Origin of the sequence: Vibrio sp. MMG023, assembly GCF_021654215.1 — a bacterium.
GTDB classification, from domain to species: domain Bacteria; phylum Pseudomonadota; class Gammaproteobacteria; order Enterobacterales; family Vibrionaceae; genus Vibrio; species Vibrio jasicida.
In genome coordinates this window covers 1-22,995 of the sequence record NZ_JAKFZP010000003.1, presented here as the reverse complement: position 1 = coordinate 22,995, position 22,995 = coordinate 1, and the positions used below count along the sequence as shown (strand labels likewise).

Sequence of the window (22,995 nt, the reverse complement as noted above, 5' to 3'; positions counted from 1 at the left end):
TCTCGAGGATATTATGAAGTTGAAACTATTGACCTTTACAATGCTTGCTGTCACATCGGCGAACGTATTAGCCGCTGATGTCATCAACCACAAATCGCCATACTGTGGCTGCTGTGGCGAATGGACAAAACACATGGAAGAGAATGGCTTTACTGTGGAAGAAAAGCTGCATGATGACATGAATGCGATCAAACGCGATTTAGGCATCGAGAACGAACAGCTTTATTCTTGCCATACCGCAGAGATCGATGGCTACGTATTTGAAGGTCATATTCCTGCCGCCGACATTCAAGCCTTCTTAGAAAACCCGCCTCGAAATGCAAAAGGCCTGACTGTACCGGGTATGCCAATGGGCTCACCAGGCATGGAATACGGCGATAAGAAAGACAGCTACGCTGTTTACGCCTACAACGAGAAAGGCCAAGTATACGAATACCGTTACCACAAAGGTAACGAGCAATAAAAATAAAGCCCAGCGAGACAAACCGCTGGGCTTTTTCTTAATGGACAAATATACCCAAGTGACTTCAAGATGCAGAGTTCAGAGCGTTGTCATTGATTCGAGTGCAAGGAAGACAACGAAGCGGAATAGCAAGCTCTTTCCAAGTTGTTTGACACAGCAATTGAGTCAATGACACGCTCCCAGAGGGCGAGTTGTCTTGCCTTGCATGCTTTGTTAACAATTTTTGATTTAGAACCACTAGATCTTCAAATTGTTGCCTTGCCTTCAAACCAAGTCATTCTCGCTGAACCTAGCATCTCGAGGTTACTTGGGTATTAGACAAACTTTTTAATTAGAAGCCGTAAGATGCGCCGAATACAAATGCGTTGTTTACTAGGCTATCACCTGATGCATTCTCTGCACCGTGTGCTTGGCTACGGAACTCAAAGTAAGGTTGAACGCCCTTACGAGTCCATGTTGCACGTAACTCGTGGTCCATGGTTTCAGCATCAATCATGTAAACGTTGTTGTAGCTCAGTGTCACATCTTCATTCATCGCGTAACCAATGCGGTTATCCATGCGGTAATCTGTTTTCGCATCTGCGTCTGTTGCATCGATGTGTGCACGAGTACGGTTGCTTAGAGAGATACCATTATCGAAGTTGTAGCCGATTTTAACTAGCGGGCGGTATTGAATGCTCTCCCCAGCAGAGAATAGATGCTGGTAACCTGCTGCAACCCATAGGTGATCAGTGATGTTAAATGCTTGCTCACCACCCACAGTGATAGCTGGTGTTGTGTTACCTGCGCCGCCGTTTTCAGTTTCTAACTTACCAAGTTGGATGCCATCAAACTCAGTGTAAACCGTGAAGCCGCCGAATTGGTTATCGAAAGTGTGGCCAGCTTCTAGCGTTGATGTCATGTCCGAACCGTGAATTCGACCATCATCGTGAAATTGAATATTACCCGTTACGTAAGATGAGTCTGCGAAAGCGCTTGAAGCGAAAACAAGAGAAAGTGCACTTAGTGCTAAAACGTTTTTCATAATTACTGCCTTTATTTGTTCACGTTATGCGATGAGATGTCCGGCTATCACTGCCCTTCATCGCAAACATTGGGATGTGCCTCCCTGGCGACAGCAATACTGCGCAAATTAATTCGCATTGAAAAATAAATCGTTTAAAACAGTGATCCAATTCAAATCAACATTTTCGAAACCCAATAAAGTTTATTAAATACAGTCACTTGATATAAAATCTAAAAATTCGTCAAAAAAATAAAGTGTGACCTGAAGCTAATTAGGCTCTCAAATTTGGCACAAAATAAGCATCGAGATCACACTCTTCTTTTCTTTCTAAATTACGAACTTAATTATCAGTAAAAAATAATTAGACATTGATCACGCTTATTTTCCGTAGAAAAATAAATAAAGCCCTCAACATAAGTTGAGGGCTTTGAGTAAGGAACAATGATTTTAGTGAATGATTAGCAGAATTACTTCACGCTAGTCACGCGGCTTGTTTTCTCACCCGTAGCAGATACAGAGCGGATAAACACTTCACCTTTCACATTTGGACGAGCATTGTCTGCGTAAGTTAGCCAGTTCTTGCCGTCTAGAGAGTATTGAAGCTTCACACCAGGGAACTGAACGTTCATTGCTAGCTTGCCATCTTCTACTTTCGCACCTGGTACAGGTAGGCGGTAGTCGATACCAGATTTCTCTAGCTTAGCCAGTTCACGTTGGCCAAGTACGTTCGCAAAGCGGTTGTAGTCTTGGTTTAGCGCAGCTTTGTCTACTAGGTTAGAGTTTTGCGAGTATTCAACACCCACTTTGTAGTCGTTTTCCCAATCAGCACGGTGCCATGCACGCTCAGCGGCTGCTAGTACGCGAGGGAATACCATGTACTCGTATTGCTCGTCATTACGTACTGTCTCAGACCAAAGCTGTGCTGATAGACCGTAGAAAGGTTTCGCTTCGATTTCACCTTTACCAGTAAAGCCATTACCATCGCGATCTACAGACGTTTCTGCGTTTTGAGGCATGTTCTCTGGTGCAAAGCCAAACATCTTACGAGTATCTGTTGCACGTGTAGCCCAGTAGTAACCACGCTCTTTCGGGTCAACTTCGTATGGCATGTCCATGTAAACGTAGTCAGGGTTAGAAACAATCACGTCGTAACCTTTCTTAGACCACTCGTACACTGATGACGTGCCACCCCAGTAAAGAACGTCCCAGAAGTTTACGCGAGTATTTTCTGTTGCAAATGCTTTCTCGCCTTCACTGTACTTAAGACCATCTTGCCAAGCTTGGAAGTTAGGGATGCCCTTCTCAGCGACAATCTTAGACACTTCTTCTGCAAAGTGGCTTGGTAGATGAGCAAAGTCGCTTACCGTACCGTCTGCAATTAGCGTCTGACATTGTGGAGATTGTGCAAATGGCTTGTCTTGTTTAGACAGGTCAATCGTACCCTTCCAGCTTACTTTGTCTTCAGCGTTCACATCTTGGAAACCAGCGCCTAGCTTGATGTTCTTCGCTTCGTCACCACCAAAGTGCCATGTTGATAACGGTGCGCCCGCTTCTTGGTGCATTGCCGCTACTTCTGAAATCACTTTATCAACAAAGCGAGTTGAAGATTCCATACATGGGTTGATGAAGCTTTGCTTGTTGTAGAACTGAACCGTCGTTACGTTCGATGTATCTTGAGGATCCATCAGGCGGTACTCGTTCGCTTCTGCTTCTTTACCTTCTTCCATTAGGCGGTCGTAACGAGCTTCCATTGATACCACAGCTGCACGAGCGTGCGCAGGCATATCGATTTCAGGAATCACTTCGATGTTACGCGCTTTCGCGTACTTCAAGATGTCCACGTAGTCTGCTTTGCTGAAGAAGCCAGAACCAAAGTTGTCTGTCGTTGCACCTGAGCCAAGCTGAGGCAGTAAACAGCTTTTCTCTTCCAAATCGAAACAACGGTTAGCACCCACTTCTGTCAGCTCAGGCAGACCCGGGATTTCTAAACGCCAACCTTCATCATCCGTTAAGTGAAGGTGTAGTTTGTTCATCTTGTACGCTGCCATTTGGTCTAGCGTTGCAAGAATTGCGTCTTTAGAGTGGAAGTTACGAGCCACATCCACCATCACACCACGGTAATCAAAGCGAGGTGCATCTTGAATAGACAGTTGTGGTAGAGAATCAGCATTTTGGCTATCTATCAGGCCAAAGATAGATTGTACTGCGTAAAACGCGCCAGCTTGGTCGAACGCTTTAATAACAATACCGTTGCCGTTGATGCTCATATCGTAAGCACCAGATTTTGCTAATTCACCGGTGAAGTTTGCAGGAACTAGCGTGATGCTAACAGGAACATCACCACGAACATCCACACCTACCACTTCTGCACGATCTTGAATTGCTGCGTATTGAGCCGCATCAAATGCGTCTTTCGGCAGCGCAATACCACCTGCGATGTCTACTGTGCCTTTGCCTGCTTTCACATGCATTGGAGTTGGTAGCAACGTAGTTGATACATCTTGTTTTGCTAGATCTTCGTTCTTTTCAAAACGAGATACCGCACTTGCCATGATGTTGTTGTCATCAGGCGTACGTTTTAGATTGTTGCCTTCAAGGCCAGTAACGAAAGAATTAACGTCTTCTGTATTAAGCGACGCGATCATCTTAGGCTCAGCGTTTGGCGCTGCAACAAATGCACCCGGCATGAAGTCAGTTTCAAATAACTGCCAGTATTCAGCAACAAGAGGAAGAACCACTTCTTCACCTGCCGCAAAGCCATCAAATTTGTCTGTTGGTTCTAGTTTGTGTAGGTCGCCCGTTACACGAGAGATTTTGAATTGTTCGTTGTCGACATCCAGAATCAGACGGATGCTGTGGAAGTAGATAGCCCAATCTTGAGAGTCAACCGCTTCGCCTTGGTTAACCAGTGTCATGTTGACTTTGTTACAAGACGCCCACTCTGCGCCCATGTCCTGACATGCAAGACCCTCGTTAGCGCCGTGGTTAGTCAACACTTCATATTGAATATCAAGGTTGTCAGCCAATGAGTTTACAACTTGTTGCTCAGAATTCTGTAGTGAAGAGCAACCTGCCAATGTAGCAATAACAGAAGCAGCAATCAGACTATGTTTCAACATCTTACTTTCCCCAAAAAGTCAGTGGTTCAAAACGACATTTATCAAAAATGGTGAGCACCTAAATGCGAGGCGCTTAACAGTTGCATTCAACATACAAGCAGTTATTTCTAAGCGTAAAATTAATGAAACTAAGAAGTGATCCAGGTCAAATTCAGCATTGCTTAAGAAAATATAAACACATATATTTCAATCACTTAATTAAAACGTCAAAAACGAACAACTTTTTTTGACGAGTTTGTTGCGATCTCAATCACGAATATCGATGGGTTTAGACGGGTTTTATAGGATTTTGATCACTATTGGTTATTTAGTAATCCATTAACAACAAACTCAATTGAAGTGCTTTCGTGAATTAGATCTCATTTCCATGCCGTCAAAACTCGTCAATATTTTTAGAAATGACGATTTTGCCGAACCATGTTATAGATAAGGTGCATATTGAATTCGAGGAGCAAAATATGTTTCGACTCTTGTCTGTCATGTCATCTTTGATTGTTTTTTTCACCTCCTACTCCGCACAAGCAGAGCCACAACACTGGTTGGTAAAAAAAGGAGACACCGAATACATGATTATTGGTTCTGTCCATGTGGGCGACAAAAGCATGTACCCTTTACCGAAAGCCGTGACTCAGTTCCTCAACAACAGTGACGGTTTGATCATCGAAGCGGATATCAGAAATACCGAAGGGGCTGCATTTCCAAAAACAAAACTACTTACGAAAGACATCCTCGATAAACAACAACGTCAGCACTTGGCTGACATCGCAAAAGATCTTGGATTACCGGAAGAACAACTACTCAATGCACCTCCTTGGTCGGCGGCATTGACGATTCAGCTCTTGCTAGTGAATAAGTTAGGCTATGCCTCAGACCAAGGTGTCGACATGCACTTAATGACGCTTGCTGATAAGCAAAATGTGCCAGTGATTCCACTCGAAACGGTACAATTTCAGTTAGACTTAATTGCTGGACAAGAAGATGGCGGGAAAGAATTACTGCTCTCTTCTATCGAAGAATATGACGGTGGTGAGGCTTTGGTACAGTGCTTGATCGACAGTTGGAAGACTGGAGATGGTAACTCTCTAGAAGATGCGTCTAAAAGCGCAGAGTCTACCGATGCATTTAATGAGGCTTTCCTGTATGAGCGCAACCATGATTGGGCTGAAAAGCTAGATTCAGGCAGTGTACTGCCAAAGAAAGCAGGTCAATACACCATTGTGGTCGGTAGCTTGCACTTAGTTGGTAAAGACAACTTGATCGATTTACTCAGAAAACGCGGCTTTAACATCGAAGCTCTGGGCAATACTAGCAAAGCAGATTGTGACATCTAAACGGGCACAATATTTACACTACGAACATCAGTGCCCTGATTGACGGGGCACTTACATCCTCTTACACCGCACCCACGCTGTTGAGTCTACACTTACGCTTCGCTGACAAATCCAGCAATCTATCCGATACTATCGACTCAACCTGTACACAATCTCAAATTTGATAAGAGCCTTATGACGTTCAAAGCCTCATTATTATGTCTAGCCAGCGCACTACTTTTACCTTCGTTAGCGAATGCCAAGCCATCTTGCACGATTGAAGAATTCCAGCCCGTCGATATCGCCCCAGAAACTAAAGGTGGTGTATTCGATAAAGAAAGTGGTCAGTTCTTAATTACCCAAAAACCTATGATGCGCTGTGCGAACATTACTTTTTCTACTGCCCATACTCGCAATCGCGTCGCACATCTAATCAATCAGAATTTTGAAGCCGAATACTTCGATGGCAAAACAGGGAAATCACACTCTGTGACGTTTGATGAAGATGAACTTCAAGCTGGCTACATCAAGGTAGGACCAAACAATCCACAAACGGTTTATGTCTGTTTCACCACATCCGAAACACCAATTAAAGATATTAGTTGTGATGTGAAATAGCGGAAATGGGAAGCGACTTTGTTTTGTCTTTCTAGGAACAAGTTCCATCAACAACTTTCAAAGCCGAGTGCACTTCATTAGCCCTCTAGCTAACACCTCTCAATTCCTAAAGCGAAGCGCTCCCGACTCAAAAAAACCGTAAACGTAAAAAGCCGCAACATTTCTGTTGCGGCTTTTCTAAAATAGGTCGGTGAAGTAGGGATTCGATTGGACTGGCATTCCAGCCCCCGACCCTCTGGTTCCAAATAAATATCACCAAACACGAAAAAGGCCCTACATTTCTGTAGGGCCTTTTTCTCTAATATGGTCGGTGAAGAGGGATTCGAACCCCCGACCCTCTGGTCCCAAACCAGATGCGCTACCAAGCTGCGCTATTCACCGAGATGTTTAACTGAGGACTTATCCCCGTCAACGGATGCGTATATTACGGATTCTTTTGAGAGACGCAAGTGCTTTTTGCGAAAAAACCTAATGTCTTAATTCGTTTGATGAATTACTGAACACTAGCACGTGAAATGTGACTAAGAACCCACAATAAAATACAGACTATTAACCTTGGCAACATAATTGATCCAGATCAGTGTGTAAAAAAGCACCACCTATTAGTTTGGTCCATGTCGGAACTATCTTGGAGGAAACACATGGACTTTTGGCTTGAACTCCTATTTGGTAATGCGGTGGGACTATCGTCAATGATAGTAATCTTTGGGACAATTGGACTGATGTTGTTTTTCAGCGGTTTCTTCATTTACAAGATCATGAACGACAAATCTCCTCACTAGATCTCGCTTAGCTCTAGAAACGCTTTGCACCGGAGTTGGTAACCTGCCTGCTCCGGTTTTTTATTTGATCTTTTCACACCCGTCCTTGATATAATTGTCTCTACTTATCCTGTTCTTTATGAGATTGCCGTTATGTCTCACGATGACGATTTTGATCTGTTCCAACAGATGATGGGCGATGTAAAGCCAATCAGCAATGACACCGCCGAACACAAAAAGGTTCACCAAGTTACCGATGCACACCTTGCTAAACGCGAGGCAGCAATTTGGTTAACTGAAGACGATCCTGAATACTTGTCGATTGACCATGCAGAAATGCTGAAACCAGATGACTTTATCGAGTTCAAACGTGATGGCGTACAAGACGGTGTCTATCGTAAGCTACGTTTGGGCAAATACCCGATACAAGCTCGTCTTGATTTACACCGTAAGACGTTGAAAGAAGCGCGTGACGAAGTCGTAAAATTCCTTAAGCAATGCATTCAAATGGACATTCGTACCGTGGTAATAGTGCATGGCCGTGGTGAACGTTCTAATCCACCAGCCTTAATGAAAAGTTTTGTCAGCAGTTGGTTGCAGCAAATCCGCGAAGTGCAGTGTGTACACAGTGCGCAACGGTTTCACGGTGGTAGCGGTGCTGTGTACGTTCTATTAAGAAAGAGCCCCGAGAAGAAGCTTGAGACGCGAGAACGTCATCAAAAACGGTTAGGCTAAGCGCTCTCCCGGTGCTAGAATGCCCGACCTTATCTCGTCTTGCTGCTTTATCTAGCAGTAAGGCACTTCAATTAACCGCCGTTGTGAAACGTTAGGAGACGACATGTCACAAGACAACACAAAACGCTTAAACAAATACATCAGCGAAACGGGCTTCTGCTCGCGCCGTGAAGCAGACCGCCTTATCGAGCAAGGCCGCGTCACCATTAATGGTCAACAACCAGAGATGGGCACAAAAGTGCTACCTGGTGATGATGTTTGCGTCGATGGCAACCCCGTTGCGGCAAAAGAAAAGCCAATTTACATTGCCTTGAACAAGCCAACCGGTATCACTTGCACCACTGAGCGTGATATCCCTGGTAACATCGTTGATTTCATCGGTCATAAAAAGCGTATCTTCCCAATTGGTCGTCTGGACAAACCTTCAGATGGTTTGATCTTCCTAACAAACGATGGCGACATCGTGAACAAGATTTTGCGTGCAGGCAACAACCACGAAAAAGAATACGTGGTGCGTGTCGACAAACCTATCACCGGCGAATTCCTTAAGCAGATGTCGAGCGGTGTGAAGATCCTTGATACGGTGACTCTGCCTTGTAAAGTAGAGAAAGAGACCAAATTCTCTTTCCGTATCGTGTTAACACAAGGTTTGAACCGTCAAATCCGTCGTATGTGTGAAGCGCTAGGCTACGAAGTTTTCAAACTGCGTCGCGTACGCATTATGAACATCTCACTTGATGGTATTCCTAATGGTAAGTGGCGTTACCTAAGTGACGACGAAATGGCAGAGATCCTAGCAATGTGTGAAGGCTCAGTGGGTACGGAAGAAGCATCAAAAACAGACTCTAGAGGGCGTAATATTCGTAAAGCGACCGACGCAAAGCTGTTTGATAGCCGTGAAGAAAACCAAGACTCTACTGCTCGTCGTAACCAGAAGACACGAACTTTCCGTGGTAACAATGCTGATGAATTTCGTCATGCACCGAATTCGAAAAAAGGCCAACAGCGTCGTCAACGTGATGATGAAAAAGCACGCCCAACAAAAGAGCATTACAACGCAAAGCCACAAAATGAACGCACTAAGCCTCAAGGTGAATATGGTAAAACTGAAAAGCCTCAATCACCGAGTAAACCTAAGCAGCATTACATGAACTCAAATGCCGCTAAGCCAAGCAAACCTGCAAAACGTTCTGGTGGCACATTGAGCCTGAAGAAATAACGCTTCACTGAATGGTAAGATCAAAAAAGGACGCTCATGAGCGTCCTTTTTGCTTGTCTTAAACTTACAAGCACAGCGGTGCAAATTGACCACGAGTTAAACTCAGCAAATCTTTCGGGGCTAACTCGATTTCTAAACCACGCTTACCCGCACTCACGCAGATGGTGTCTTGATCTATTGCACTTTCATGTAGAAAGGTAGGCAGCGCTTTTTTTTGTCCAAGTGGGCTAATCCCACCAACAACATATCCTGTGGTCTTTTGTGCAATTTCCGGATCAGCCATATCGGCCTTTTTGCCCTTCGCCGCTTTCGCTGCCAATTTAAGATTCAGCTTTTGGTCGACAGGAATAATGGCAACGGCTAGGTTTTTAGGCTCACCGTTCAAACAGAACAGCAGCGTTTTAAAGACTTTCTTTGGATCTTGTCCCAATACTTCTGCCGCTTCTAATCCATAGCTGTCCGCTCGTGGGTCGTGCTCGTACTGGTGAATGGTGTGTGATACTTTTTTCTTTTTCGCAAGATTAATGGCCGGAGTCATCAAGATTCTCCTCATAAAACAAAAAACGCTGCTCCATTATCGGTAGCAGCGCTTTAAGTTAATGGTATCCGCGAGTTTGAGTCAATCGCTTTTTACTTGTAAACAATATCACCAGAAGGGGCATACTCATTTACGTCAATCGGACTGTGCGTTTGTAAGAACTCTTTCAACACTTCTGCATCTGTAAACCCTGTATTGACATAGCCTGAATGCGTATTTACTTTCGGGTAGCCATCACCGCCTGACGCATTGTAGCTCGGTACGGTAAAGCGGTATTTGCCATCGAGGCGTAACTGCTTTTCACCAATGAATACGTTCGAAACCTTGCCATTTTCCACAGTCATAGAAATGCCCGCAAACTGAGCATAAGCACCTGAATCTACGGGCTTAGTTGCGACTACATTTAAGTAATCTAAGACTTCTTTACCCGACATATCGACGTAAGAAACCATGTTGCCAAACGGTTGTACCGTTAGTACGTCTTTGTAGGTAATATCACCGGCTTCAATGGAGTCACGAACGCCACCTGAGTTCATGACAGCGAAGTCCGCTTTAGCACGCTCCATGTGGGCAGTTGCAATCAAACGACCAAGATTGGTTTGCTGATAACGAACCACGTTACGGTCGCCTTCAAGTTTCCCATTCGATTCAGCAATCTTCACATTGAGCTTGTCTTGACCCTGCTCTTGATAAGGGCGTAAAAACTCAAGCAATGTCTCATCTTGGTTTATCTCATCTTGAATCAGCACACGTTGTGATTCGCCGTTCACTTTGATTTTTTTCTTCAAGTTGACTGGAATCAGATCGTAGCTCACCATAGAAAGCTCACCATTACGGAATTCGTAATCCGCGCGGCCAACAAACTTACCCCATTCATACGCTTGCACAATGTAAGTCCCATTTTGCACATCAGGTTTACATTCATCGCCTGGCATGAAGTTCTTTTTGATGACGTTCGGACCTTCCATACAAACAGGCTCTTGAGAGTGACCACCCACTATCATGTCCAAGTCACCTTCATTTAGGTAGCGAGCCAATGCCACATCACCGGGAGCATTCACACCACGGTTGCCATTTTCGTAATGGCCCATGTGTGTCACTGCAAAAATAAGGTCTGGCTTCTCAGTTTCTTTTAGCTCAGCGATGACCTTCTTCGCTTCTTCTTTCGGGTCACGGAAATCAACCTCGCCAATAAATTCAGGGTTACCTAGCTTCGCCGTGTCTTCAGTGGTTAAACCAATAACAGCGATCTTGATGCCTTGCTTGTTGAACATGGCATAAGGTTGGAACAAGCGCTTGCCAGTTTCTTTGTCGTAAATGTTGGCAGACAGCATCGGAAAGTTTGCCCACTCTTGCTGTTTGAATAGCACTTCTAGTGGGTTGTCGAACTCGTGGTTACCGAGCGCCATCGCATCGTAACCAATTTTGCTCATGCCTTTAAAGTCAGGCTCTGCATCTTGCAAGTCAGACTCAGGTACACCTGTGTTGATGTCGCCACCTGATAGGAGTAGCACACTGCCCCCTTCCGCTTGAATCTCTGTGCGCAGTTCATCAATCAGCGTTTTACGCGCAGCCATGCCGTACTCGCCGTATTTATTCTGCCAGAAACGACCATGATGATCGTTGGTGTGCAGTACAGTCAATTTGTACGTTGTATCTTCATTCCATTCGTGTGCTGGTTGCGTTGCACATCCGGCTAAAATAGCCAGAATAGCGGCGCTTAAAGCGGTTTTTACAATCAGGCGTTGCTTCATTGTTTTACCTTTTTATCGTCTGGGGTCCACTGCATTGCACGCTCAATGAGAAGAACTAACTCAACTCTTACTTATTGAGACGCAAAAACTTGAGATAGTGTAAAACACTAACATATTGATTTCATGTTTCTGCGACGTACTTTACTTATGCGAACTGAATAGCCGCAAATTTAAACAGATTATAGACATAATCAAGGTGGGATAAGGAAGCGAGAAAAGGATAGTGAGGCAGAATCAATGTGTCGATACAAAAATGGCCAGCACGCGGGCTGACCATTTCATTCAAACATTCACAACGATCGATTATTTGATATCGATGTCTGCAAAGCTCTTGATTAGATCGTCTAGCGATTTCATTTGCGCTAGGAACGGCTCTAGTTTGTCTAGAGGCAATGCAGATGGTCCATCACAGCGAGCTTGGTCTGGAGTCGGGTGCGCTTCGATGAACAGACCCGCAATGCCTGTTGCTAAGCCCGCTTTTGCCAGTTCAACCGTCTGCTCGCGACGACCACCAGATGCCGCGCCCGATGGATCACGCATTTGTAATGAGTGCGTTACGTCAAAAATGATTGGGCTGCCTTTTGATGCGTTCTTCATTACACCAAAACCAAGCATGTCTACAACTAGGTTGTCGTAGCCCATGCAAGAGCCACGCTCGCATAGGATGATGTTTTCGTTACCACATTCTGCGAACTTCTCAACAATGTTACCCACTTGGCCTGGACTCATGAACTGAGGTTTCTTCACGTTGATAACCGCGCCTGTTTTCGCCATTGCTTCAACAAGGTCAGTTTGACGAGCTAGAAATGCAGGAAGCTGAATAACGTCAACCACGTCTGCCACTGGTTGAGCTTGTGCTTCAGTATGAACATCAGTAATGATCTTTACGCCAAACGTGTCTTTCAGTTCTTGGAAGATCTTCATACCTTCTTCTAGACCAGGGCCACGGTATGAATGGACAGAGCTGCGGTTTGCTTTGTCGAACGATGCCTTAAATACGTAAGGAATGCCAAGCTTGTCGGTTACTTTTACATAGTGCTCACAGATCTGCATAGCAAGATCACGAGACTCAAGAACGTTCATACCAGCAAACAGTGTGAATGGCTTGTCGTTAGCAACCTGAATGTCGCCAATATTAACGATTTTCTGTTCCATTTTGATTCTCTTTTGTCTGTCCTCAATATGCCTTTCGGCCTATTGATAAAATTAGTGAAGCGTGACGTGCTTTTCGTTCATCGCATTAACTTGTGATTTTAGTAGCTCTGATGCCGGATCGTCTGGGCATTGGTCAATAAAGTACTCAAAATCGGAAGCGGCAACCTGAAGACACTCTAACTGCTGGAAGATAAAGCCACGGTCACGAATTTCATACGGGTCATCAGGTACAAACGTCAACGCAAGATTGGTACAACGCAGTGCCAGTGTGTAGCGCTCTTCACGCAGCATCGCGCTTTTAATCAAAGCTAACCAACGGCCAATGACAGTAGGGTTATCGGCTTCTTCAAAATGTTCAGGTTTAAGCGTCGCAAGTGGACCTTCTTGACCAATCAACCATGCTTGAAGAATTTTCTCGCCAACGTATTCACCGTTAAACGGATTAATGTAATCTGGTGTTTTGTGCATCCAATCCAGCTTAATCAAGAACTGAGTTGGGAATGTCACCCCTTTCATCGGGAAACCAAGACGATTGCCAAGATAAAGCAAAATAGCACCAAGGCTAACTGGAATGCCTTTCTTACGCTCTAGCACCTTATCAATAAAGCTGTTGTCAGAGATAAAATACTCTTGCTCATCCCCTTTAAATCCCCATTCATGGAAGAATAGGCGCAAGAATGAGTCAAAGCGTTGCTCTTCATCGGTTTCATGAACAAGTGTCGCTTCTGCTTCTTTGTACAGACGCTCTAATTCTTGTTTTGCCCAATGAACATTGGTTTCTGGGTTAATGGAATGGTTCAGCTCTAAGGCGCCTTCCACCAACGGGATGTTGTCAAAATCTTCGTCAAAAAGTTCAAGCATGAAGATTACCCAAATAGGTTTGGATTTTTAGAAACGGCAATATTCGCGGCCATAACCAACCAGCCTAAAGCACCGAAGAAAGCAAAGATTCTCAGCAACTTGTTCTTCGCCATCTTCATCGCAAAGAAACCAAGAGCAATGTACGCCAACACACAAGTGATCTTGTTGGTTAACCAAGGCGCGGCATCCGTAAATGGAATAAAGCCGGTCACCATGATCAGACCGATACCAGATAGCAGTAGCGCGGTATCAACAATATGCGGGAAAATTTTCAGAAAGCGATTGTTGAGTTTCGGAGAATTCATCATCAACAACGCAAATCGGATAGACAATAGTGTTGCACTCAGCGCGATCGTCACCAAGTGAATGTGTTTTAGAGCTACGTACATTTCTCTTCTCTTTTATAAGTTTACTGCTGACTTGCTCGTTATTATTTTGGCTTAAAGCAACCAAGCGTCACTCGGTCGTTATCGCCGTAATCTTTTTCTGTCATCACTTGCTCGAAACCAAAGTTCGTCAGGATTTCGCGTACTGCATCACCTTGATCGTAACCATGCTCGAAAGCAAGCCATCCACCCTCTTGCAAATATTGACGAGCAAGATCGGAGATATATCGAATGTCCGCTAAGCCATTCTCGTCTGCAACAAGCGCAGATTTTGGCTCAAAACGCACATCACCTTGAGATAGGTGTGGGTCTTTTTCGTCGATATATGGTGGATTGGAGACAATTAAAGCAAACTTTGTTCCGCTGGCAATAGGTTCAAACCAGCTACCTTGGTCAAACGTCACATTTTTAATGTTTAGTTGCGCCGCGTTGTACTCTGCGAGCTCTTTTGCTTCTTGCTTTAAATCCACGCCCATCACTTGACGCGCTGGCATTTCAGACGCTAAAGCTAAGGCAATCGCTCCTGTGCCTGTACCAAGGTCAAGAATCGGCCCGGTCTGATCAAAGGTTTTATCTAGTGCGACTTCAACCAAACATTCGGTATCTGGTCTTGGAATTAAGGTAGAAGGGGAGACTTTTAACGGCAAAGACCAGAACTCACGTTCACCAATGATGTAAGCCACTGGTTCACCTGCGATGCGTCTTTCTAACAACATCTCAAACTGAGCTTGTTGTTCCGCTTCTAATGCTCTTTCTGGCCATGTGAGCAGGTAGCTTCTTGGTTTGCCTAGGACGTGACAAAGGAGGACAGCCGCATCGAGAGAAGGCGACTCTTTGCCGCCTTCTGTCAGAATTGCCGTTGCACTTTTCAGTGCTTGCTCAATCGATTGAACTTGGCTCATCGATTAGTTGTTCTCAGCTAGCGCCGCAAGTTGGTCTGCTTGGTGCTCTTGAACCACTGGCTCAATCAAGCTTTGCAGGTCACCTTCCATCACTTCGTTCAAACGGTAGATAGTTAGGTTAATGCGGTGGTCAGATACACGACCTTGCGGGTAGTTGTAAGTACGGATACGGTCACTACGGTCACCAGAACCTAGTAGGTTACGACGTGTATCAGAGACTTCTGCAGCACGACGCTCTTCTTCCGCTTGAACGATACGAGCAGCAAGTACTGCCATCGCTTTCGCTTTGTTCTTATGCTGTGAACGCTCGTCTTGACACTCTACTACTGTACCTGTTGGTAAGTGGGTAATACGGATTGCAGAATCCGTGGTGTTGACGTGCTGACCACCCGCGCCAGATGCACGGAATGTATCAATCTTCAGATCGGCTGCTTTGATTTCTGGTAAGTCCGCTTCTGGGATCTCAGGCATCACTGCCACGGTACACGCTGAAGTGTGAACACGACCTTGAGATTCAGTCTCTGGTACACGTTGTACACGGTGACCACCTGATTCAAACTTAAGCACACCGTAAACGCCATCGCCGCTCACTTTCGCGATCATCTCTTTGTAGCCGCCTTGTTCTGAGTCATTGCTGCTCATCACTTCAACGCGCCATCCTTTCTTCTCAGCGAACTTAGAATACATGCGGAACAAGTTACCTGCGAAGATACCCGCTTCGTCACCACCTGCGCCCGCACGGATTTCTAAGAAACAGTTACGCTCGTCGTTTGGATCTTTTGGTAGCAATAAGATTTGAAGCTCGTCGGTAAGACGCTCAATCGCCTCTTTTGCTTCTTTGATCTCTTCTTGCGCCATTTCACGCATTTCTTCGTCGTCTTCGTTCGCCATCTCTTCAGCGGCTTCTAGATCTTCTTTTGCCTGCTGATACGCTTGGAAGCACTGAGTTACTTCTTCTAGCTGCGAGTACTCTTTTGATAGAGCACGGAATTTGTCCTGATCACCAATTACATCAGGATCACCAAGAAGATGTTGTACTTCTTCGTAACGTTCTACTAGCGTTTCTAGCTTAGTCAGAATAGAGGCTTTCATAGTGTCGTTTTCTTAATAAAAAGCGTGAGTTACAGATCATCCAAACCAAGGGTCTGGCGGATAACCGTTAATTTTGCTGGTTCGCCCTGCTCGGCCGCACTTTGCAATGCACGAGTAGGAGCGTGAATCAGTTTGTTGGTGAGTTTATTACTAAGCTCACGCAGGACCTTTTCAGGATCTGCGCCCGTTGCCAATGATTGTAGGCTCTTACTCAATAATTCTTCACGAATTTCGTTCGCCGATTTACGATAATCACGAATACTGTCGACCGCTTGCAGCGAGCGCATCCACGTCATGAATGCTGCACTTTCTTCGCTAACAATCGCTTCCGCTTGAATCGCTTCGACTTTACGTTGCTCAATGTTGTTATCGATGATCGACTGTAAGTCATCCACCGAATACAAGTAAGCATCGCTCAATTCACCGACTTGCGCTTCCACATCTCGTGGCACGGCGATATCTACAAGCAAGATTGGCTGGTGACGACGTTTTTTCAATGCCGTTTCCACCATGCCTTTACCGATGATAGGTAACGGACTCGCTGTTGAGCTAATTACGATATCCGCTCTTGGTAGATGGTCAGGAATTTCATTCAGGCTGATCACCTCAGCACCAAATTGCTCTGCCAATAACAATGCACGCTCTTTGGTTCGGTTAGCCACAATCATTTTCTTGCAGCCATTGGAGGCTAAGTGCTTCGCCACCAGTTCGATGGTTTCGCCCGCGCCCACCAACAACACCGTAGAATCAGAAAGTGATTCGAAGATGTGTTTTGCCAGTGTACAAGCAGCGTAAGCCACTGACACCGCATTACCACCAATATCAGTTTCAGTTCGAACACGTTTTGCGACAGAAAAAGTTTTTTGGAACAACTTATCAATCGACGTATCCACCGCCTGATGATCTCGGGAATCGGAAAACGCTTGTTTTACCTGACCCAAAATCTGAGGCTCACCAAGTACCAGTGAATCAAGGCCGCAAGAAACACGCATCAAGTGCTTAATCGCCGCTTGCTCTTCATGGACATAAAGGCTCGGCATCAAGTCTTCTTGATTAACTTGATGGAACTGGGCTAACCAGTCGATAAGCTTATTTCGCGCTCCTTGCTTTACGTCGCAGTACACTTCGGTACGGTTACAGGTTGAAACAATCACACTGCCATTAACGGCTTCGTGGTCTCTGAGTTGCTCAAGTGCTGGGCCCAGTTTATCGGGTCCGAACGCCACTTTCTCTCGCAAGTCAACAGACGCTGTATTGTGATTGATTCCAATAGCAAGCAAGGACATCTAACGTGGTATCTCTGAGATCGGTTATAAAATAGGTTCAGAATTTTACTGTAAGCACGCATTTATTGAAAGGGTAAGCAGGATTTGTTTTCCTTCGTCTCTGTTTTCAATGCTATAGTTGTGAGCGATTACCGATGAAACTGATTAATAAGCCATCAAACATGACCTTACGCTCCTTTCTCATCTTGCTCTTATCGAGCATAGTACTTGCAGGTTGTAGTTCTGTTCCTGAGAGTGTCACCAGCGTTGAGTGGCAAGCACATGAACAGCGACTAGAAACCATTGATAACTTTCAAGCCACGGGAAAGCTTGGCTACATTGGCCCCGACCAAAGGCAAAGTCTGAATTTTTTCTGGAAACACTCTTCCACCTTAAGCCAATTGCGCTTAACTACTCTACTTGGTCAAACCGCATTAAAGCTCACGATTACACCACAAGGTGCGACGGTCGAAACGTACGATGACCAAGTGCTCTCTGCTCGTGATGCTAACCAACTCATTTTCCGTTTGACCGGTTTGATGATGCCAGTCGACCACATGCCAGATTGGCTACTCGGCTTGCCAACCGATGCAGACTCTTTCCAGCTTTCACCAACCAATACATTACAAGCGCTCGATAAACAGATCGGCCCGAATGATTGGAACATCGCGTATCAACGCTATGGTGACATTGAATGGCATCAACAGACATTGCCTCTACCAAACAAGTTAAAGCTGAGCACAGCAGACGTAAAAATTAATTTAGTGATCACAAAATGGAACATCACCCAATGATCGAATTTTCAACCCGCTGGCCTTCACCAGCGAAATTGAATCTCTTTCTTTATATCAATGGCCGAACTGAAAACGGCTACCACGAATTACAAACCTTATTCCAATTCGTCGATCACGGCGATGAACTTAGCATCCAAGCGAATGGCTCTGGCGAGATCACTATTTCACCTGAAATTGAAGGTGTTCCTCTAAAAGACAACTTGATCTGGAAAGCTGCCACGGCGTTGCAACGCTACGCTAATTGCTCATACGGTGCACATATCGATCTTCATAAGATCTTACCTATGGGCGGTGGTATTGGCGGAGGTTCATCTAATGCGGCAACGGCCTTAGTTGCGCTTAATTACCTATGGCAAACCAATCTGAATGATGGTGAGCTAGCCGAAATCGGCCTTGCGCTTGGTGCTGATGTACCCGTTTTTGTGCGTGGCTTTGCAGCGTTTGCGGAAGGTGTTGGCGAGAAACTTTCGCCAGCTCATCCAGATGAGAAATGGTATTTGGTCGTTCGTCCAAATGTTTCCATTGCAACCGTCGACATATTCAGTCATCCGGATTTGACTCGAAACACGCCAAAACGCGATTTAGAAACGCTTTTAAACACGCCAAGCGTAAACGATTGCGAAAAAATTGTACGAATGCTCTACCCAGAGGTTGATAAGCAACTTTCATGGCTGCTACAATACGCGCCGTCAAGATTGACGGGGACAGGATCTTGCGTTTTTGCTGAATTTTCAAGCAAAGCGGAAGCAAAAGCTATCCTTGCACAACTCTCTGATAATGTCTCGGCATTTGTCGCTCAAGGGCGCAATATCTCGCCACTAAAAGAGACTTTGGCTGAATACCAATCAGCCCAACACCGACCTATTTAAAACTGGACGCAAACCCGAGGTTTCCACCGTGCCTGATATGAAGCTATTTGCTGGTAACGCAACACCTGAACTAGCCCAACGTATTGCTGATCGTCTTTACATCTCTCTAGGTGATGCATCTGTTTCTCGCTTTTCTGATGGCGAAGTTGCAGTTCAAATCAACGAGAATGTTCGTGGTAGCGATGTTTTTATCATTCAATCCACTTGTGCACCGACTAACGACAACCTAATGGAATTGGTTGTTATGATTGATGCAATGCGCCGTGCTTCAGCAGGCCGTATCACTGCAGTTATTCCTTACTTCGGCTACGCTCGCCAAGATCGTCGTGTACGTTCTTCTCGTGTGCCAATTACTGCAAAAGTTGTTGCTGATTTCCTATCTAACGTTGGTGTTGACCGCGTTCTGACTATCGACCTACACGCTGAGCAAATCCAAGGCTTCTTCGATGTACCTGTTGATAACATCTTCGGTACGCCTGTACTGCTAGAAGATATGCAATCTCGTGGTCTAGAAAACCCAGTAGTGGTTTCTCCTGACCTAGGTGGCGTAGTTCGTGCTCGTGCAACAGCGAAAGCACTAGGCGACATCGACATCGCTATCGTTGACAAGCGTCGTCCACGTGCAAACGTTTCTGAAGTAATGAACCTAATCGGTGACGTTGAAGGTCGTGACTGTGTGATCGTTGATGACATGATCGATACAGGTGGCACACTATGTAAAGCAGCTGAAGCGCTAAAAGAACGCGGTGCTAAGCGTGTATTCGCTTACGCAACTCACGCTGTTTTCTCTGGCAACGCTGCAGACAACATCAAGAACTCTGTTCTTGACCAAGTTATCGTAACTGACTCTATCTCTCTATCTAAAGAGATGGCTGCAACTGGCAAAGTGACCACACTAAGCCTATCTCGCATGCTAGCTGAAGCGATTCGTCGTATCAGCAACGAAGAGTCAATCTCTGCAATGTTCAACTAATACGAACATTTCAGTTAGACTGATTTTAAAAGCACCCCTCTTTGGGGTGTTTTTTTATTTGTATCGATAGGCAGAAAATCCCTTGGTCGCCCACTGTGAGAATTCTGTGCTATCATACTGCGCTTTTTGAGATTCCAGAGAGATCCTAACCTTGACTCAACCAATCAAACTTCTTGTTGGTCTTGCTAATCCGGGACCAGAATACGCCAAAACTCGCCACAATGCGGGCGCTTGGGTTGTAGAAGAATTAGCTCGCGTTCACAACGTTAGCCTGAAGAACGAACCAAAGTTCTTTGGCCTAACCGGACGCATTATGGTCAATGGCCAGGATCTCCGTTTGCTCATCCCCACCACGTTTATGAATCTTTCTGGTAAAGCGATCGCGGCATTAGCGAAGTTTTATCAAATTAAACCAGAAGAGATCATGGTTGCTCATGACGAGCTAGACTTACCTCCAGGTGTCGCTAAGTTTAAGAAAGGTGGTGGTCACGGAGGTCACAATGGCCTACGTGATACGATTAGCAAAATGGGCAATAACAAAGATTTTTATCGTCTTCGTATCGGCATCGGCCATCCGGGACACAAAGATAAAGTGGCAGGTTTTGTACTAGGCAAAGCTCCAGCGAAAGAGCAAGAGCTACTAGACGCCGCAGCCGATGAGTCGGTTCGTTGTCTAGACATCCTAATAAAGGATGGCCTATCAAAAGCGCAAAATCGCCTCCACACGTTCAAAGCTGAATAAGGTTACTATCATGGGTTTTAAATGTGGCATCGTTGGTCTACCTAACGTTGGTAAATCAACTCTGTTTAACGCACTAACTAAAGCGGGTATTGAAGCAGCAAACTTCCCGTTCTGTACCATTGAACCAAACACTGGTGTGGTTCCTGTGCCAGATCTACGTCTAGACGCACTAGCGAAGATCGTTAACCCACAGAAAGTTCTGCCTACTACAATGGAATTCGTAGACATCGCTGGTCTCGTTGCTGGTGCATCACGCGGTGAAGGTCTAGGTAACAAATTCCTAGCGAACATCCGTGAAACTGACGCGATTGGTCACGTTGTACGTTGTTTTGAAAACGACAACATCGTTCACGTTGCTGGTAAAGTATCTCCAATCGAAGATATTGAAGTTATCAACCTTGAGCTAGCAATGGCTGACCTTGATGCTTGTGAGCGTGCGATTCAGCGTAACGCTAAAAAAGCAAAAGGCGGCGATAAAGACGCGAAATTCGAACTGACTGTGCTAGAGAAGCTACTTCCAGTTCTGACAGAAGGCGGCATGGCACGTACTGTTGAGCTTTCTAAAGAAGAGCTAGCAGCAGTAGGTTACCTGAACTTCCTGACGCTAAAACCGACTATGTACATCGCTAACGTGAACGAAGACGGTTTTGAAGATAACGCATACCTAGACGCTGTACGTGAGTACGCGGAAAAAGAAAACAACGTAGTTGTTCCAGTATGTGCGGCTATCGAATCAGAAATGGCTGAGCTAGAAGACGACGAGCGTGAAGAGTTCCTTGCAGATCTCGGCATCGAAGAACCTGGTCTAAACCGTGTAATTCGTGCAGGTTACGAACTGCTTAACCTACACACTTACTTCACCGCCGGCGTGAAAGAAGTTCGTGCTTGGACAATCCCTGTTGGTGCAAGCGCACCTAAAGCAGCTGGTAAAATCCACACTGACTTTGAAAAAGGCTTCATCCGTGCAGAAGTTGTCGGCTACGATGATTTCATCCAATTCAACGGTGAAAGCGGTGCGAAAGACGCGGGTAAATGGCGTCTAGAAGGTAAAGAATACATCGTTAAAGATGGTGATGTTGTACACTTCCGCTTCAACGTATAACTAAGTGAATGAATTTTAAACACTTCATTTACAAAAAAAGCCAGCTAGCATGCTGGCTTTTTTTATACCTTTCATAAACAACACAAAATAAACTCCCTCGCTCCAAGCCAATTTATTTCCAGTTTTAGATCATAAACACGCCTCTTTGTTTAAAAAGGAAGCGAACGATGGATTTTGCGGGATTTATTGAAAAAAACTGTTGACGGATCTCACTCAACTTCGCATAATGCGCGCCGTTCCCGACAACAAGGCAACTTAGCGACGAGAACGGAAAACATGGTATTGGCTACGTAGCTCAGCTGGTTAGAGCACATCACTCATAATGATGGGGTCACAGGTTCGAATCCCGTCGTAGCCACCATTCCTAAACGTTCTTTTATTAGAATTGTTAGGAATAGATGCGGTCGTGGCGGAATTGGTAGACGCACCAGATTTAGGTTCTGGCGCCGCAAGGTGTGAGAGTTCAAGTCTCTCCGACCGCACCATGTATTAAGTGGTAGAAATACTACTGCCTGCAGGTCTATCGCCAAGCGGTAAGGCAGCGGCTTTTGATGCCGCCATTCCCTGGTTCGAATCCAGGTAGACCTGCCATTATTCCAAAGTGGGATTCCTTTAAGAAAAAGGGTTGTCACTTAGAGCTTGAAGGTTTATATTGTCTCGCTCAAAAAGATGGCTACGTAGCTCAGCTGGTTAGAGCACATCACTCATAATGATGGGGTCACAGGTTCGAATCCCGTCGTAGCCACCATTCTTTCTTAATGAAAGAAAAGTTATAACGATTAGTTTTTACCAATTAACTAATGGTTAATAGATTTCAAGATGCGGTCGTGGCGGAATTGGTAGACGCACCAGATTTAGGTTCTGGCGCCGCAAGGTGTGAGAGTTCAAGTCTCTCCGACCGCACCATCTTGAAACAACTTAAATAAATATATGCGGTCGTGGCGGAATTGGTAGACGCACCAGATTTAGGTTCTGGCGCCGCAAGGTGTGAGAGTTCAAGTCTCTCCGACCGCACCATATATTTATTGCCTGCAGGTCTATCGCCAAGCGGTAAGGCAGCGGCTTTTGATGCCGCCATTCCCTGGTTCGAATCCAGGTAGACCTGCCACTATTTTAATTATTGAGTTTACTCAGTAGTTATGCGGTCGTGGCGGAATTGGTAGACGCACCAGATTTAGGTTCTGGCGCCGCAAGGTGTGAGAGTTCAAGTCTCTCCGACCGCACCATTATTAAAGTCTCTTTTATTAGAGCATTGTAGGGCTATCGCCAAGCGGTAAGGCAGCGGCTTTTGATGCCGCCATTCCCTGGTTCGAATCCAGGTAGCCCTGCCA

21 protein-coding genes and 10 tRNA genes are annotated in these 22,995 nt (G+C 45.3%); 20 read left to right on the top strand and 11 right to left on the bottom strand.

The features are described 5' to 3' along the window. Window positions 1-13: 13 nt before the first annotated feature. A complete protein-coding gene (locus L1076_RS09845) occupies window positions 14-463 on the top strand; it encodes a DUF411 domain-containing protein (RefSeq protein WP_237303558.1) in 450 nt (149 codons plus the stop codon). Between the two features lie 331 nt (window positions 464-794). On the opposite strand, the gene L1076_RS09840 is transcribed toward L1076_RS09845, so the two are convergent. Together L1076_RS09840 and L1076_RS09835 are read right to left on the bottom strand one after the other, a co-directional pair. After that, window positions 795-1,487, bottom strand: a complete 693-nt coding sequence (locus L1076_RS09840; RefSeq protein WP_038879801.1) for an oligogalacturonate-specific porin KdgM family protein — start codon at window positions 1,485-1,487, stop codon at window positions 795-797. Between the two features lie 449 nt (window positions 1,488-1,936). Next, the gene (locus L1076_RS09835; protein WP_045463878.1) at window positions 1,937-4,588 is read right to left on the bottom strand and encodes a beta-N-acetylhexosaminidase; all 2,652 of its coding nucleotides are present in this window, start codon (window positions 4,586-4,588) and stop codon (window positions 1,937-1,939) included. A 458-nt stretch (window positions 4,589-5,046) separates the two neighbouring features. On the opposite strand from L1076_RS09835, the gene L1076_RS09830 reads away from it, so the two are divergent. Both L1076_RS09830 and L1076_RS09825 read left to right on the top strand, forming a co-directional pair. Next, window positions 5,047-5,919, top strand: a complete 873-nt coding sequence (locus L1076_RS09830; protein WP_095760825.1) for a TraB/GumN family protein — start codon at window positions 5,047-5,049, stop codon at window positions 5,917-5,919. A gap of 174 nt (window positions 5,920-6,093) precedes the next feature. Then, the gene (locus L1076_RS09825; RefSeq protein WP_038872828.1) at window positions 6,094-6,516 is read left to right on the top strand and encodes a hypothetical protein; all 423 of its coding nucleotides are present in this window, start codon (window positions 6,094-6,096) and stop codon (window positions 6,514-6,516) included. A gap of 304 nt (window positions 6,517-6,820) precedes the next feature. Here the strand turns inward: L1076_RS09825 and L1076_RS09820 are convergent. Continuing rightward, a tRNA-Pro gene (locus tag L1076_RS09820) sits at window positions 6,821-6,897 on the bottom strand. Window positions 6,898-7,157: 260 nt separating this feature from the next. On the opposite strand from L1076_RS09820, the gene L1076_RS09815 reads away from it, so the two are divergent. The 3 genes from L1076_RS09815 to rluF all read left to right on the top strand — a co-directional run bounded on the left by L1076_RS09815 (window position 7,158) and on the right by rluF (window position 9,231). Then, window positions 7,158-7,298 (top strand): DUF3149 domain-containing protein, encoded by a 141-nt coding sequence (locus tag L1076_RS09815; protein ID WP_020198127.1) that lies wholly within the window; start codon window positions 7,158-7,160, stop codon window positions 7,296-7,298. Between the two features lie 132 nt (window positions 7,299-7,430). Then, complete coding sequence (gene smrA, locus L1076_RS09810; RefSeq protein ID WP_039977112.1) at window positions 7,431-8,012, top strand: DNA endonuclease SmrA; 582 nt, start codon at window positions 7,431-7,433, stop codon at window positions 8,010-8,012. Between the two features lie 103 nt (window positions 8,013-8,115). Next, the gene (rluF, locus tag L1076_RS09805) at window positions 8,116-9,231 is read left to right on the top strand and encodes a 23S rRNA pseudouridine(2604) synthase RluF (RefSeq protein ID WP_237303557.1); all 1,116 of its coding nucleotides are present in this window, start codon (window positions 8,116-8,118) and stop codon (window positions 9,229-9,231) included. A 64-nt stretch (window positions 9,232-9,295) separates the two neighbouring features. Here rluF and ybaK read toward each other — a convergent pair whose 3' ends face one another. The 8 genes from ybaK to hemA form a co-directional block, all read right to left on the bottom strand. Next, window positions 9,296-9,769 carry a Cys-tRNA(Pro) deacylase gene (ybaK, locus tag L1076_RS09800; protein WP_038879809.1) on the bottom strand — a complete coding sequence of 158 codons (474 nt, stop codon included), beginning with the start codon at window positions 9,767-9,769 and terminating at the stop codon, window positions 9,296-9,298. Window positions 9,770-9,861: 92 nt separating this feature from the next. Beyond that, window positions 9,862-11,523 carry a bifunctional UDP-sugar hydrolase/5'-nucleotidase UshA gene (gene ushA, locus L1076_RS09795; protein ID WP_237303556.1) on the bottom strand — a complete coding sequence of 554 codons (1,662 nt, stop codon included), beginning with the start codon at window positions 11,521-11,523 and terminating at the stop codon, window positions 9,862-9,864. A gap of 303 nt (window positions 11,524-11,826) precedes the next feature. After that, window positions 11,827-12,678 (bottom strand): 3-deoxy-8-phosphooctulonate synthase, encoded by an 852-nt coding sequence (kdsA, locus tag L1076_RS09790; RefSeq protein ID WP_038872813.1) that lies wholly within the window; start codon window positions 12,676-12,678, stop codon window positions 11,827-11,829. 51 nt (window positions 12,679-12,729) lie between these two features. Then, window positions 12,730-13,539 (bottom strand): SirB1 family protein, encoded by an 810-nt coding sequence (locus tag L1076_RS09785; protein ID WP_038872810.1) that lies wholly within the window; start codon window positions 13,537-13,539, stop codon window positions 12,730-12,732. Between the two features lie 5 nt (window positions 13,540-13,544). Then, window positions 13,545-13,928 carry a SirB2 family protein gene (locus L1076_RS09780; protein ID WP_038872806.1) on the bottom strand — a complete coding sequence of 128 codons (384 nt, stop codon included), beginning with the start codon at window positions 13,926-13,928 and terminating at the stop codon, window positions 13,545-13,547. Window positions 13,929-13,969: 41 nt separating this feature from the next. Next, a complete protein-coding gene (prmC, locus tag L1076_RS09775) occupies window positions 13,970-14,827 on the bottom strand; it encodes a peptide chain release factor N(5)-glutamine methyltransferase (protein ID WP_237303555.1) in 858 nt (285 codons plus the stop codon). 3 nt (window positions 14,828-14,830) lie between these two features. Then, the gene (gene prfA, locus L1076_RS09770) at window positions 14,831-15,919 is read right to left on the bottom strand and encodes a peptide chain release factor 1 (RefSeq protein WP_038872803.1); all 1,089 of its coding nucleotides are present in this window, start codon (window positions 15,917-15,919) and stop codon (window positions 14,831-14,833) included. A gap of 29 nt (window positions 15,920-15,948) precedes the next feature. Next, entirely contained in the window at window positions 15,949-17,205 is a 1,257-nt protein-coding gene (gene hemA, locus L1076_RS09765; protein WP_038872799.1) for a glutamyl-tRNA reductase, read from the bottom strand. A 134-nt stretch (window positions 17,206-17,339) separates the two neighbouring features. Between hemA and lolB the strand changes: the two genes are divergently transcribed. The 14 genes from lolB (at window position 17,340) to L1076_RS09695 (ending at window position 22,995) form a co-directional block, all read left to right on the top strand. Continuing rightward, entirely contained in the window at window positions 17,340-17,978 is a 639-nt protein-coding gene (lolB, locus tag L1076_RS09760; protein WP_105068422.1) for a lipoprotein insertase outer membrane protein LolB, read from the top strand. Beyond that, window positions 17,975-18,847: a 4-(cytidine 5'-diphospho)-2-C-methyl-D-erythritol kinase gene (ispE, locus tag L1076_RS09755; RefSeq protein WP_045404878.1), complete on the top strand. Its 873-nt coding sequence runs from the start codon at window positions 17,975-17,977 to the stop codon at window positions 18,845-18,847. The genes lolB and ispE overlap by 4 nt, the downstream gene beginning before the upstream one ends. Before the next feature lie 28 nt (window positions 18,848-18,875). Further along, entirely contained in the window at window positions 18,876-19,820 is a 945-nt protein-coding gene (locus tag L1076_RS09750; protein ID WP_010446481.1) for a ribose-phosphate pyrophosphokinase, read from the top strand. 151 nt (window positions 19,821-19,971) lie between these two features. Continuing rightward, window positions 19,972-20,562, top strand: coding sequence for an aminoacyl-tRNA hydrolase (gene pth, locus L1076_RS09745; RefSeq protein WP_237303554.1), 591 nt, complete (start codon window positions 19,972-19,974; stop codon window positions 20,560-20,562). Window positions 20,563-20,572: 10 nt separating this feature from the next. Then, window positions 20,573-21,664: a redox-regulated ATPase YchF gene (gene ychF, locus L1076_RS09740; RefSeq protein WP_038872793.1), complete on the top strand. Its 1,092-nt coding sequence runs from the start codon at window positions 20,573-20,575 to the stop codon at window positions 21,662-21,664. A gap of 284 nt (window positions 21,665-21,948) precedes the next feature. Then, a tRNA-Met gene (locus tag L1076_RS09735) sits at window positions 21,949-22,025 on the top strand. Window positions 22,026-22,064: 39 nt separating this feature from the next. Next, window positions 22,065-22,149, top strand: a tRNA-Leu gene (locus tag L1076_RS09730). Between the two features lie 31 nt (window positions 22,150-22,180). Then, window positions 22,181-22,255, top strand: a tRNA-Gln gene (locus tag L1076_RS09725). An 80-nt stretch (window positions 22,256-22,335) separates the two neighbouring features. Continuing rightward, a tRNA-Met gene (locus tag L1076_RS09720) sits at window positions 22,336-22,412 on the top strand. Window positions 22,413-22,485: 73 nt separating this feature from the next. Beyond that, a tRNA-Leu gene (locus L1076_RS09715) sits at window positions 22,486-22,570 on the top strand. A gap of 26 nt (window positions 22,571-22,596) precedes the next feature. After that, a tRNA-Leu gene (locus L1076_RS09710) sits at window positions 22,597-22,681 on the top strand. A gap of 16 nt (window positions 22,682-22,697) precedes the next feature. Further along, window positions 22,698-22,772 (top strand) — tRNA-Gln (locus L1076_RS09705). Between the two features lie 33 nt (window positions 22,773-22,805). Then, window positions 22,806-22,890, top strand: a tRNA-Leu gene (locus tag L1076_RS09700). Between the two features lie 30 nt (window positions 22,891-22,920). Continuing rightward, window positions 22,921-22,995, top strand: a tRNA-Gln gene (locus L1076_RS09695).